This window comes from Clostridium thermobutyricum DSM 4928 (assembly GCF_002050515.1).
Lineage (GTDB): Bacteria > Bacillota > Clostridia > Clostridiales > Clostridiaceae > Clostridium > Clostridium thermobutyricum.
This window is the reverse complement of record NZ_LTAY01000070.1, coordinates 26,088-39,273: the sequence shown is the minus strand read 5'-3', so window position 1 is coordinate 39,273 and position 13,186 is coordinate 26,088. Positions and strand designations below refer to the sequence as shown.

Sequence of the window (13,186 nt, the reverse complement as noted above, 5' to 3'; positions counted from 1 at the left end):
AAAATTATCCATATTTAGTTAGGGATATTTTATATAGTTTCTTTGTGAATATAAAAAGGTGCTTTAAAAGCACCTTTCCATATATAGTTATCAGTTAAAGTAAATTATTTTACTTCTACTTCAGCTCCAACTTCAGCTAATTTAGCTTTCATATCTTCAGCTTCTTCTTTTGATACTGCTTCTTTAAGAGTCTTAGGAGCTCCATCAACTATTTCTTTAGCTTCTTTTAATCCTAATCCAGTTATTTCTCTAACTGCTTTTATAACTTTGATTTTGTTTGCTCCAGCGTTAGCTAAGATTACATCAAATTCAGTTTTTTCTTCAGCAGCAGCTCCACCTGCAACTGCACCTGCAACTGCAACTGGTGCTGCAGCGCTTACTCCAAATTCCTCTTCACAAGCTGTTACTAATTCGTTTAATTCTAAAACGCTCATTTCTTTTATTGCTTGAATTATATCTTCTCTTGTCATTTTAATTGCACCTCCAAAAATTTTAAAACACTAACTATTCTCTTATAGTTATAAATTATTCAGCTGATTCAGCTTCTTTTTTATCTTTTATTGCACTTAATAAGTATGCAAGGTTTGATAATGGAGCCTTGATACTTCCAAGAAGTTTTGCAATAAGAACTTCTTTTGATGGTATTGTAGCGATTTTTGCGATCATATCCTTATCGTAAACCACTTTATCAACTATACCAGCTTTTAACTCAAGTTTTTTATGATCTTTAGCAAAATCATTTAATATTCTTGCTGGAGCAGTAGCGTCTTCATATCCGAATGCTATTGATACTGGTCCTTCAAGATATTTAGTAACATCTCCTAAACCTAACTCATCAGCAGCTCTTGCTACTAATTTGTTTTTGTATACCTTATATTCTACACCAGCTTCTCTTAAGCTCTTTCTTAGTTGAGTATCTTCTTCAACTGTAAGACCTTGGTAATCAGCTAAAACAACTCCTTGAGCTTTTTCTAACTTTTCTTTAATTTCAGCAACTTTTGCTTCTTTTAATTCTCTGTTCTTGTTCACTGTGTGTCCACCTCCTCACAGTATTAACTGCTTTATCGTATTAAAAAAGATCTTCCCGTAGACAGAGGAAGATCTTAAACATTCTAATCACCCTCGGTAGGTTGTATACGTTACGCTTATCAGCACCTACGGTCTACGGAATATTTTTAACTTTTCACAACATATTAGATTATATCACTTAATTTTATATAAGTCAATAACTAATCAATAACTTTTGCTGGATTTATTTTTGCTCCTGGTCCCATTGTGCTTGATACACTAATTGACTTAATATATTGACCTTTAGCTGCAGCTGGTTTAGCTTTAACTATAGCATCAACTAAAGTATTGTAGTTGTCTTTTAATTTATCAGCACCAAATGACTTTTTACCAATTGGGCAGTGGATTATAGCAGTTTTATCAACTCTATATTCAACTTTACCAGCTTTGATATCAGCAATTGCTTTAGCAACATCAAATGTTACAGTACCTGATTTAGGGTTTGGCATTAAACCTTTTGGTCCTAAAACCCTACCAATTCTACCAACTACACCCATCATATCTGGAGTAGCAACTACTACATCATAATCAAACCAGTTTTCTGATTGGATCTTTTGAACTAATTCTTCAGCTCCAACAAAATCTGCACCCGCTTCTTGAGCTTCTTTAGCTTTATCTCCTTTAGCGAAAACTAAAACTCTAACTGTTTTACCAGTTCCGTGTGGTAAAACTACTGCTCCTCTAACTTGTTGGTCTGCATGTCTTGGATCTACTCCAAGTCTTACATGTAATTCGATTGTTTCATCGAAGTTAGCTTTTGCAGTTTTAACAGCAAGCTCTAACGCTTCTGTTACATTATATAAAGCACTTTTATCTATTAATTTTGCACTTTCAACATATTTCTTTCCCATAATAAGCCTCCTTTGTGGTATTAGCGGTTTTTACCTCCCACTATTTTTGTGAATTACTCTTCAATAGTTACGCCCATGCTTCTAGCTGTTCCAGCGATCATTTTCATAGCGCTTTCAATGTTAGCTGCATTTAAATCTGGCATTTTCATTTCTGCGATCTTTCTTACTTGATCTTTAGTTAATTTACCAACTTTAGTTCTGTTTGGTACTCCTGATCCGCTTTCAAGTCCTAATTCTTTTTTAATTAGTACTGCAGCTGGAGGAGTTTTTAAGATAAAACTAAAAGATCTATCTTGGTATACTGTAATTACTACTGGTATTATTAATCCAGCTTTGTCAGCAGTTTTCGCATTGAACTCCTTACAGAATCCCATAATATTTACACCATGTTGTCCTAGTGCTGGTCCAACTGGTGGTGCTGGAGTTGCCTTTCCTGCAGCAAGTTGAAGTTTGATCATTCCAGTTACTTTCTTAGCCATTTTTTTATTCCTCCTATACTGTGGTAATACGGGCTTCTGCCCTCCCACTTAATTAAAACATTAGTCTTAGTTTAGACTAAAATTAAACTAATTTTTCTACTTGGTTAAAATCTAGTTCAGCAAGAGTCTCTCTGCCAAACATATCAACTGAAGCTTTAATTTTTAGCTTCTCAAGATTGATTTCTTGAATAGTTCCAACGAATTCTCTCAGTGGTCCTGAGGTAACTCTTATGCTTTCACCAACTTCAAGATCTATGTCTTTTGGAAGCTCTATCACTCCCATAGACTCAATCTCCATTTCAGTAAGAGGCACTGGTTTAGAACCAGGTCCTACGAATCCTGTTACACCTCTTGTGTTTCTAACAACATACCATGATTCGTCTGTCATTAGCATTTTTACTATTACGTATCCAGGAAACTTCTTTTTATAAGTAATTTTTGGATTACCATCTTTATCTTTTTTACCTTCTTCAATTACTTCTTCCATAGGTATTTGTATATCTTGAATTAAGTGGTGAAGGTTTCTATTTTCAATAGTTTTTTCGATGTTAACTTTTACCTTATTTTCATATCCAGAATACGTATGTACTACGTACCATCTTGCTATTTCACTCATATTAATCGGCGTTACCACCTAAACCTCCTTTATTTCAGTTTCAAAACTACTTCGAAGAGGTTTTGAAAAATATAATCAAATCCACCAACCATAACTACGTATATTATGGTGAATCCTAGAACAGCAATCAATGCTTTCTTTGTTTCTTCTTTAGATGGCCAAACAATTCTTTTGAATTCATTTTTAACCCCTTTTAAGAAACTTATTAACCCTCCTTTATTAGAAGGAGCATTTTTCACTTTATTACCAGTCATAATTTCACATCCTTAAGCTTATTTAAGTCTGTGTCTGTTTCAAATCGCTAATTACTTAGTTTCTCTATGAAGAGTGTGCTTTTTGCAGAATTTGCAGTATTTTTGCATTTCAATTCTATCTGGGTTGTTTTTCTTATTCTTCATTGAGTTATAGTTTCTTTGTTTACACTCTGTGCATGCTAAAGTTATTTTTACTCTCACGATGTGCACCTCCAGTTTTTGATATATATTCTAAGAGACGTATTGTCCTCTTACTGTCTTATTGTTTGTAATTGATGAATTACCTTCACACATTATCACAAATTTTTAAAACTGTCAATATTCCATTCTTTTTAAAGGACTAGGATTCAATATAAAACCTAGCCCTTTATTTAAATTTAGAAATTATTTACTAATTATCCTAAAACTTTAGTAACAACTCCTGAACCTACTGTTCTTCCACCTTCTCTGATAGCGAATCTTAATCCTTCATCCATAGCGATAGGAGTAATTAATTCAACTTCCATATCAATGTGGTCTCCAGGCATAACCATTTCCATTCCTTCTGGTAATTTGATTGATCCTGTAACGTCAGTTGTTCTGAAGTAGAATTGTGGTCTGTATCCATCGAAGAATGGAGTGTGTCTTCCACCTTCTTCTTTTTTAAGTACGTATACTTGACCTACGAATTTTTTGTGTGGGTTAACTGATCCTGGTTTAGCTAAAACTTGCCCTCTTTCGATTTCAGTTCTTTGAACCCCTCTTAATAATGCTCCGATGTTATCTCCAGCTTGCGCTTCGTCTAATAATTTTCTGAACATTTCTATTCCTGTTATTACAGTTTTTCTTCTTTCTTCTTGTAATCCTACGATTTCAACTTCGTCTCCTACATGAAGTATTCCACTTTCAACTCTTCCTGTAGCAACAGTTCCTCTACCAGTTATTGTGAATACATCTTCTACTGGCATTAAGAATGCTTTATCTGTAGCTCTTTCTGGAGTTGGGATGTAGCTGTCTACAGCTGCCATTAATTCATCTATACATTTAGTAGCTTCTGGATCAGTTGGGTTTTCTAATGCTTTTAAAGCTGATCCTGTTATTACTGGAATATCATCTCCTGGGAAGTTGTATTCGCTTAATAACTCTCTGATTTCCATTTCTACTAATTCTAATAATTCTTCGTCATCAACCATATCTGCTTTGTTTAAGAATACTACGATGTGGTCAACTCCAACTCTTGATGCAAGAAGGATGTGCTCTCTTGTTTGTGGCATTGGTCCATCTGCTGCTGAACAAACTAAGATAGCTCCGTCCATTTGTGCTGCTCCTGTAATCATGTTCTTAACGTAGTCAGCGTGTCCTGGACAGTCAACGTGTGCATAGTGTCTGTTTTCTGTTTCATACTCAACGTGTGCAGTGTTGATTGTGATTCCTCTTTCTTTTTCTTCTGGCGCTTTATCGATTTCGTCATATTTGAATGATTCAGCGAATCCTTTGTTAGCTAATACTGTAGTAATAGCTGCTGTTAATGTAGTTTTACCGTGGTCAACGTGACCGATAGTTCCGATATTTACGTGTGGTTTACTTCTTTCGAATTTTGCTTTTGACATTGTAAATTCCTCCTTTAATTCTAAATAAACCTTGCCTAGCGTTTTGTCTTTTTTGACAGTTGGAGCTCATGATCGGGATTGAACCGACGACCTCCGCCTTACCAAGGCGACGCTCTGCCTACTGAGCTACATGAGCAACTCTCTAGTATACTTATTTTTTCAATATACCAATTATAAAGTTTACTATTATTCTTTTTATTTGTCAATATAAATAGTTACTTTATATCCAAGCATTTTTCAAGCTTTCTTTTTACTCTCTGTAATGCATTATCTATTGATTTAGCTTGCCTATCTAAATCACATGCTATTTCCTGATAAGATTTACCATCTAAATAAGAATTAAGAACTTTAAGTTCTAAACTTGAAAGAGCCTCTTGAATTTTTCCTTCCATTCTTACCAATTCTTCTTGACTAACTACAAGTTCTTCAGGATCTGTAATTTTAAGCCCTGCTAAAACATCTAATAATGTTCTTTCAGATTCCTCTTCATATATAGGTTTATTTAATGATACATAAGTATTAAGTGGTATATGTTTTTGTCTAGTTGCTGTTTTTATTGCAGTTATTATTTGTCTTGTAACGCACAATTCTGCAAAAGCCCTAAAACTAGTAAGTTTTTCTGGATTAAAATCTCTTATAGCTTTATAAAGCCCAATCATTCCTTCTTGATATATATCTTCTTTGTCAGCTCCTATTAGAAAATACGATTTTGATTTTGACTTTACAAAATTCTCATACTTATTTATTAAATATTCTTGAGCATAAAAATTACCATTCTTTGCATATAAGACCACTTCTTCATCTGATTTCTTATCAAATAACATGTCTTTATTCATATATCCCCACCATTTTCTCCACTTTTTCTCCTCCGAACTAGACCTTACATTTAAATTTAATTATACATTAAATTACAATTTTTAGTCAACTTTTGGATTTTAATCTACTCACTTCTTCTAATTGCTTCTAATTTTGCTAGAGTATCATAATCTATGTTATCTGAAAGATTATTTTTATGACTAATTTTATTTTTTTCAGTTTCTATTTTTATCTTATGTTCAGCCATTAAAACTTCTTTATAGAATTCAGGTGAAGATTTTCTTGAAGCACCTCTTTGGAATATTGTTTGTTGCTCTAGATTATCCGATGTTACTACACACACTTCATATTTTCTACCTATAGCATCAACTTCTCTTTCTATAAATGCATCCGCAGTTTCTCCTGCTTTTGTAAATACAATAGTAAGAAGTTTTGTTATTTTCTCTTGCTTCTCTATGCTACCTTGAACCATATGTGCATCAAAAACAATTATTATTTTATCGTTTTTATATGTTCCATAGTTTTCCATTATTCTTATGAGTTTTTGTCTAGCTCCTTCAAATCCCTCTTCTTTATCTATTTTAAGATTAGGCCAACTATTTATAACATTATATCCATCTACAAAGATTATCTTCACCTTTCATCCCTCTTTTATTTATTATTTAGTCTTCCTTTTAAGACCTCATACATCATTATTCCACCTGCAACAGATGCATTTAATGAATTTATTCTACCTATCATTGGTATTCTAACTAACTTATCACACTTTTTAAGAGTTAATTTTGATATTCCTCTTCCTTCACTTCCAATAACAATTCCGCATGGTCCACTAAAGTTTACTTCATGACTATATTCTTTTCCTTCAATATCAGCTCCATAAATCCAAACTCCAGCTTCTTTTAATTCATCAATTGCTTTATTTATATTTGTTACTTTTGCAATTCTAACATGCTCTACAGCTCCAACTGAAGATTTATAAACTGTAGGAGTAACTCCAACATTTCTTCTCTTTGGTATTATTATACCATGAACTCCACAAGTTTCTGCAGTTCTTATTATTGAACCTAAATTATGAGGATCTTCTATTTCATCTAATATAATTATAAACGGATCTTGACCTTTTCTTTCTGCTCTCTTTAATATATCTGAAACCTCACAATAGTTATAAGGAGTTATTTTGGCAACTACCCCTTGGTGAACTATTCCATTCACCATAGAATCTAATGCTCTTTTTTCCACTTCTTTTATTACTATTTTTTTATCTTTAGCTAATCCAATTATAGCATTTATAGATCCTTCTCTTGAACCATTAGTTATGTAAAGAGCTTCTATAGTTTTATCACTTTTTAAAGCTTCCATAACCGCATTTCTTCCTATAACTAAATCTTCTCTTACTTCTATAAACTCTTCTCTTTCAATTCTCTCTACTTTAACATATTTTTCTTCTGCTCTTGCACTCTTTCTAGCCTTATTTCTTTCTCCTCTTATAATTCTAGTATTGTTATCACTTCTAGAATCTCTTTTTTTAATTCTATCTTCTCTTTCTTCTCTCATTTTTTTTAGTTCTCTATAACTTTTTTTAGGTTTTTTCATATTTTAATTCTCCTTAAATAAATAATTACATTTAATATATCATGTATTTTATTTTTTGCACACTTCTATAGATTTATTAAATATATATTCGAGTCTTTTCACATCATTTATTAAATATAAGTATCCTACTAACGCTTCAAATCCTGTTGCCATTCTATAGTCTCTAACATCTGCATTTTTGGGAACCGTAGCTGATTTTGTATTTCTTCCTCTTTTATAAATATGTAGCTCTTCTTCTGTAAGAGTGTCTTCTATTTCATACATTATATTTGCTTGACTTTTGGCTTTTACAAACTTTATTGCTTCTCTATGCATTTTATTTGCTAATAAACTTGTATTATTAGATAGTATATAATTTCTAATAAAAATTTCATATGCTCCATCCCCAATTAATGCCAATTGAAGAGGATTCAACTGTCTAGCTTCATCTTTAGAAAATTCTCTTACTCTTAAATTTTCTATCATTTTTATCTCCTTTAAATAAAGGGGCTGCCTCAAAACTTTAATAATCCTATTTTGAAGCATCCCCTAATGTTTTAATTAACTTTTTTCCATCTAACACCTTGTGGTGTATCTTCTAAAATTATTCCTCTAGCTTTTAAATCATCTCTAATTTTATCAGCTAAAGCAAAATCTCTATTTTTTCTAGCTTCTTGTCTTTGTTCTATTAATCCTTCAACTTCTTCTGCAAGTTCTGCATCTTTAGTTGATTTCTGTAATATTCCAAGTGGCGCTCCTAACTCTCTTATTAGAGCCAAAGCATTTTCAGCTAATTCTTTTGATGAATTTATTCCAATGTTTGTATTTGTATCCTTTATTAAATCAAATATAGCAGTTATTGCATCCGCAGTATTAAAATCATCATCCATTTTTTCTATATACTTTTCTCTATATTTGTTTAAACTTTCTAAATATGTTTTTTCCTCATCAGTCATTTTTTCTAATTTGACTTCTTCTATTAAATTTTCTAAATTACCTATCGCATTATATAGTCTTTCAACTGAAGCTTTCGCTGAATCCAGTAAATCTTTAGAATAATTTAATTGTACTCTATAATGACATGATAACATTAAAAATCTTATAACATCTGAATCATAATCTTTTAAAACTTCTCTTGCTGTAAAGAAATTATTTAATGATTTAGACATTTTTTTATTATCTACATTAACATAAGCAGAATGCATCCAATAATTTGCAAATGGTTTTCCTGTTAATGATTCACTTTGAGCTATTTCATTTTCATGATGTGGGAAAGATAAATCCATCCCTCCTGCATGTATATCTATTGTATCTCCTAATATGTTTTTTGCCATACAAGAACATTCAATATGCCATCCTGGTCTTCCTTCTCCCCATGGACATTTCCAAGCAGGTTCTCCTTCTTTTTTTGCTTTCCAAATTGCAAAATCCATTGGATCTTTTTTTCTTTCATCTACACTTACTCTGTTACCTAAATTTAACTCATCAAGGTTTTGTTTTGATAATTTACCATAATCATTAAATTTCTTTGTGCTAAAGTAAACATCTCCATCTACTTCATAAGCATATCCTTTTTCTATCAATTCTTTTACGAATTTTATTATTTGTCCAATATATTCAGTTGCTCTTGGATTCACAGTTGCTCTTTCTATATTTAAAGCATCTGCATCAGTATAATATTCTTTTATATACTTATCTCCTATTTCTTTAACAGTACTACCTTCTTCATTTGCTCTCTTTATCATTTTGTCATCAATATCTGTGAAGTTTTGTACAAACTTAACATTATATCCTCTATACTCAAAATATCTTCTTATTGTGTCAAAAACAATAAAAGTTCTCCCATTACCTATATGGAAAAAGTTATATACTGTAGGACCACAAACATACATTTTAATTTCACCAGGTTTAATTGGTTTAAATTCTTCTTTTTGTCTCGTTAACGTATTATATAGTCTCATAACTAGCCTCCTAAAATATTATCTTAATTTTAGTCCATTCTTTTCGAATTCAGTTCTTATTCTTCCTTCTACTTCATCAATTTTTATTATTTCATTATCTGAGCTAGTTCTTAATCTAAATTCCACTTCTCCATCAGTAATTTTCTTACCAACTACAACTCTCATTGGAATTCCCATTAATTCTGCGTCTTTAAATTTAACACCAGCTCTTTCTTTTCTATCATCAAATAATACATCTAATCCTAAACTTCTTAAATTATTGTATATTTCTTCTGCGATTTTCATTTGTTCTTCATCTTTTGAGTTTACAGCTATAACTGAAACTTTATATGGAGCTACTTCTAACGGCCAAATTATACCATTTTCATCATGATGCTGTTCTATTATTGATGCAACAGTTCTTGTTACACCTATACCATAACACCCCATTATAAATGGTTGCTCTTTTCCGTTTTCATCTATAAATTTAGCATTCATAGATTCTGAATACTTAGTTCCTAATTTAAAGATATGTCCTACTTCTGTTCCTTTTGCAATAGTTATTTTTCCACCACATTTTGGACATTTTTCTCCTTCTTCAACATTTCTAAAGTCTCCTACAACACCTTCGAAATCTCTTCCATAATTAACACCAGTTAAATGATATCCTGTTTCATTAGCACCCACTATAATGTTATACATATTTTTAACTTCTTCATCTACTAATAATAAGTCTGCTTTTATTCCTACTGGTCCTGCAAATCCTGTTTGTGCGTTTGTAGCTTCCATAACTTGTTCATGACTAGCTAATTCTATGTCTCCAGTTGCATTTGAAGCATTTGCTACTTTAACTTCATTTACTTCTCTATCTCCTCTAACTAAAACAGCTACTGTTTTTCCATCTACATTATATAATAATGTTTTTACTGTCTTTTTAGTGTCAACATTTAAAAATTCTGAAACTTCTTCTATAGTTCTGCTATTTGGAGTTTCTACTTTTTTCATTTCTTGTAATGCTTCTTCTTCGGCTTTTTCAGCTATAGCTTCTGCTTTTTCTATATTTGCAGCATAATCACAAGCTGTACAGAACACTATATCATCTTCTCCAACTTCTGATTTAACCATAAATTCAGCTGAATTTGATCCTCCAATAGCACCTGAATCTGCTTCAACACATTTTGCATCTAATCCACATCTATTAAATATATTAACATATGCATCATGCATTTTATTGAATGCTATATCTAATCCTTCTTGATCTTTATCAAAGCTATAAGCATCTTTCATTATGAATTCTCTTGATCTCATAACTCCAAATCTTGGTCTTCTTTCATCTCTATATTTTGTTTGTATTTGATAAAGGTTTATTGGTAATTGTTTGTATGATTTTATTTCATTTTTAACAGTGCTTGTGAACACCTCTTCATGAGTTGGTCCTAAGCAATAGTCTCTATTTCCTCTATCTTTAACTCTGAACATTTCAGCTCCATAAGCATCCCATCTGCCTGATTCTTGCCATAATTCTGCAGGAATAATCGCTGAGCAAAGTAATTCTTGAGCCCCTTTAGCTTCCATTTCTTCTCTTATTATTTCTTCTACATTTTTAAGTACTTTAACCCCTAATGGTAGATGATTATAAATACCTGAAGACATCTTTCTTATTAATCCTGCTCTAAGCATTAATTGATGACTTGCAATTTCTGCTTCAGCTGGAACTTCTCTTAATGTTGCTATTAACATATTTGACATTCTCATGTTAAAAATTCCTCCTAGAATATATGATTATTTTAATTTTATTATTTACTTGAATAAAAAAAAGCCCCCCTATGTTATATAGGGCGACTTAAATCGCGGTACCACCTAAATTTATTTCTTTAATAATGATAACGGTATTAAACCGATAGTTTTTCTATAAACTCCAAAGCTGGTTCAAAATCTATTTGAAAATCTTACAGCCTATGGATTTTCTCTCTGAAAAGACGATTTCTACTATTCTTCTTCAACGTAATAATATGAAGTTATGATTTTTAATTATATCTTTTTAAAAATTCAATGTCAATAAGTCTACAAATTAGTTTCAGCTAAATATCTAGCAAGAACTAAATCTTCAGGTGTAGTAATTTTTATATTAGTGTATTCACCTTCATATAAAAAGACTTTATTTCCATAAAGTTCTGCTACTGAAGTATCATCAGTAACTATTGCTTTATCTTCTTTTACTTTTTTATGACATTCAAAAATTAAGTTATAATCAAATATTTGTGGTGTTTGAACTGCTACAAGACTTGACCTATTTAAAGTTTCTTTTGAAAATGAATTTTCATCTTTTACTTTTATTGTATCCTTAGGCATAACTCCTGGTGCAACTGATTTATGAATTTTTACCAGTTCTATTCCTTTTTCAATTAGATCTTTGCTTAAAAAAGGTCTTGCACCATCATGAATTAAAACTATATCAGTATTTTTTATAGCTTTTAATCCGTTAAACACAGAATCTTGTCTTTCTGTACCTCCTGCAACAATTAAATCTACTTTTAAATCATATTTAATTACTATTTCTCTCTCAAAATATTCTATTTCGTCTTTTGGAATAACAACTACAATATTATCTATACTATCGCAATCCATAAATTTTTTTATAGTGTAATATAAAATTGGTTTACCATTTATATCAATATATTGTTTACTAACTTTAGAGTTCATTCTTTTACCTCTTCCGCCAGCTAATATAATTGCACTATTCATTTTTTATATTCTCCTATTCCTTAGGCTTTGCAAATATCATTCTACCAGCAGCTGTTTGAAGCACTGAAGTAACTATAACACCTATTGTTTTAGTCATATGTTTTTTACCATCTTCAACTACTATCATAGTTCCATCATCTAAATATGCAACTCCTTGAGTTTGCTCTTTACCTTCTTTAACAACTTCAACTACCATTTCTTCACCTGGTATTACAACTGCTTTTATTGCATTAGAAAGCTCATTTATATTTAATACAGGAACACCTTGTACCTCTGCTACTTTATTTAAGTTATAGTCATTTGTTATTACTTTTCCTTCTAAAGTTTGAGCTAATTTTAAAAGTTTAGCATCTACTTCTTGAATTTTAGGAAAATCACCTTCCCAAATTTGAGTTTCTATCTCAACTTCTTTTTGTATTTTGTTAAGTATATCTAGACCCCTTCTTCCTCTAACTCTTTTTAAAGAATCTGATGAATCAGAAATATGTCTTAATTCGTCTAATACAAAGCTTGGTATAACTAAAGGTCCTTCTATAAAACCTGTTTGACAAATATCATATATTCTCCCATCAATAATAACAGATGTATCTAAAACTTTTGGTATTTCTTTATATCCTTTTTGTCCTTTTTGAACCTTTTCTTTCTTTTCCTTTATTGGTTTTTCTCTATTTATTCCAGCTTTTTTTATTGACATAAATAAATTATTTAAGTCATCTTTTTTACTTATCATAATTTTCATACCAAGTACGGCACCAATTATATTTAATAAAACATACAATATTGGCCCTATAAGATAGATATTGCTTAAAGGTTTTCCTAAAAAGTACATTATTATAAGCACCACCAATGCTCCTATAGCTCCATATGTTATTTCTGCTATAGAAACACTTCTCATATTTCCCTCTGCATACTCCATAAGATTAAAAATTAAATTGTATATAATAGGTGAAACTGCAAATAAAATAACACCAAATAATAAAGAAATAAAAATAAGAAATAATACCGAACCTAAAGTTGTTGAAAGATAACTAATCTCTCTAACAGCCTCAATTTTTAGTACAGCTTCTCCAACTATATACCCTAAAAGTACTCCAATTAGAGTAAAGATTCCTCTCATTAATTTTTTTAACATCTTGTCACCTCCTCATTTTAATTATTGCCATAATAAATATATTAATACTTGTAATTTATTTGTTAATAAATTCATTATTAATTCAAGTATAACATATTAAATTATGTTCTTGAATTAAGTTTTT

At 31.0% G+C, this 13,186-nt stretch carries 16 protein-coding genes, 1 tRNA gene and 2 other annotated features; all 17 genes read right to left on the bottom strand.

Annotated elements, in window-relative coordinates; all coding sequences use genetic code 11:
- Positions 1 to 104: 104 nt before the first annotated feature.
- The 17 genes from rplL to CLTHE_RS12555 all read right to left on the bottom strand — a co-directional run bounded on the left by rplL (position 105) and on the right by CLTHE_RS12555 (position 13,062).
- Entirely contained in the window at positions 105 to 470 is a 366-nt protein-coding gene (gene rplL / locus CLTHE_RS12635) for a 50S ribosomal protein L7/L12 (protein ID WP_002598910.1), read from the bottom strand.
- Positions 471 to 525: 55 nt separating this feature from the next.
- A complete protein-coding gene (gene rplJ, locus CLTHE_RS12630; RefSeq protein WP_080023792.1) occupies positions 526 to 1,029 on the bottom strand; it encodes a 50S ribosomal protein L10 in 504 nt (167 codons plus the stop codon).
- Positions 1,030 to 1,062: 33 nt separating this feature from the next.
- Positions 1,063 to 1,186, bottom strand: a sequence feature (ribosomal protein L10 leader region).
- Between the two features lie 43 nt (positions 1,187 to 1,229).
- The gene (rplA, locus tag CLTHE_RS12625) at positions 1,230 to 1,919 is read right to left on the bottom strand and encodes a 50S ribosomal protein L1 (RefSeq protein ID WP_080023791.1); all 690 of its coding nucleotides are present in this window, start codon (positions 1,917 to 1,919) and stop codon (positions 1,230 to 1,232) included.
- A 53-nt stretch (positions 1,920 to 1,972) separates the two neighbouring features.
- Entirely contained in the window at positions 1,973 to 2,398 is a 426-nt protein-coding gene (gene rplK, locus CLTHE_RS12620; RefSeq protein WP_002598913.1) for a 50S ribosomal protein L11, read from the bottom strand.
- A gap of 82 nt (positions 2,399 to 2,480) precedes the next feature.
- A complete protein-coding gene (gene nusG / locus CLTHE_RS12615; RefSeq protein ID WP_040414221.1) occupies positions 2,481 to 3,014 on the bottom strand; it encodes a transcription termination/antitermination protein NusG in 534 nt (177 codons plus the stop codon).
- Positions 3,015 to 3,043: 29 nt separating this feature from the next.
- A complete protein-coding gene (secE, locus tag CLTHE_RS12610) occupies positions 3,044 to 3,268 on the bottom strand; it encodes a preprotein translocase subunit SecE (protein ID WP_002598915.1) in 225 nt (74 codons plus the stop codon).
- A 51-nt stretch (positions 3,269 to 3,319) separates the two neighbouring features.
- Entirely contained in the window at positions 3,320 to 3,469 is a 150-nt protein-coding gene (gene rpmG, locus CLTHE_RS12605) for a 50S ribosomal protein L33 (RefSeq protein ID WP_040413720.1), read from the bottom strand.
- A 194-nt stretch (positions 3,470 to 3,663) separates the two neighbouring features.
- A complete protein-coding gene (gene tuf / locus CLTHE_RS12600; RefSeq protein WP_002598904.1) occupies positions 3,664 to 4,857 on the bottom strand; it encodes an elongation factor Tu in 1,194 nt (397 codons plus the stop codon).
- 60 nt (positions 4,858 to 4,917) lie between these two features.
- Positions 4,918 to 4,993 (bottom strand) — tRNA-Thr (locus tag CLTHE_RS12595).
- A 79-nt stretch (positions 4,994 to 5,072) separates the two neighbouring features.
- Entirely contained in the window at positions 5,073 to 5,693 is a 621-nt protein-coding gene (gene sigH / locus CLTHE_RS12590) for an RNA polymerase sporulation sigma factor SigH (RefSeq protein WP_080023790.1), read from the bottom strand.
- Between the two features lie 104 nt (positions 5,694 to 5,797).
- The gene (locus CLTHE_RS12585; RefSeq protein ID WP_080023789.1) at positions 5,798 to 6,310 is read right to left on the bottom strand and encodes an NYN domain-containing protein; all 513 of its coding nucleotides are present in this window, start codon (positions 6,308 to 6,310) and stop codon (positions 5,798 to 5,800) included.
- 14 nt (positions 6,311 to 6,324) lie between these two features.
- Complete coding sequence (gene rlmB / locus CLTHE_RS12580; RefSeq protein WP_080023859.1) at positions 6,325 to 7,227, bottom strand: 23S rRNA (guanosine(2251)-2'-O)-methyltransferase RlmB; 903 nt, start codon at positions 7,225 to 7,227, stop codon at positions 6,325 to 6,327.
- A gap of 87 nt (positions 7,228 to 7,314) precedes the next feature.
- Entirely contained in the window at positions 7,315 to 7,731 is a 417-nt protein-coding gene (locus tag CLTHE_RS12575) for a Mini-ribonuclease 3 (RefSeq protein ID WP_080023788.1), read from the bottom strand.
- A 71-nt stretch (positions 7,732 to 7,802) separates the two neighbouring features.
- Positions 7,803 to 9,206 (bottom strand): cysteine--tRNA ligase, encoded by a 1,404-nt coding sequence (cysS, locus tag CLTHE_RS12570; RefSeq protein WP_080023787.1) that lies wholly within the window; start codon positions 9,204 to 9,206, stop codon positions 7,803 to 7,805.
- An 18-nt stretch (positions 9,207 to 9,224) separates the two neighbouring features.
- Positions 9,225 to 10,940, bottom strand: coding sequence for a proline--tRNA ligase (locus CLTHE_RS12565; protein ID WP_080023786.1), 1,716 nt, complete (start codon positions 10,938 to 10,940; stop codon positions 9,225 to 9,227).
- A gap of 76 nt (positions 10,941 to 11,016) precedes the next feature.
- Positions 11,017 to 11,197, bottom strand: a binding site (T-box leader).
- A gap of 52 nt (positions 11,198 to 11,249) precedes the next feature.
- A complete protein-coding gene (ispD, locus tag CLTHE_RS12560; protein WP_080023785.1) occupies positions 11,250 to 11,930 on the bottom strand; it encodes a 2-C-methyl-D-erythritol 4-phosphate cytidylyltransferase in 681 nt (226 codons plus the stop codon).
- Positions 11,931 to 11,943: 13 nt separating this feature from the next.
- Positions 11,944 to 13,062, bottom strand: coding sequence for a PIN/TRAM domain-containing protein (locus CLTHE_RS12555; protein ID WP_080023784.1), 1,119 nt, complete (start codon positions 13,060 to 13,062; stop codon positions 11,944 to 11,946).
- Between the last annotated feature and the right edge of the window lie 124 nt (positions 13,063 to 13,186).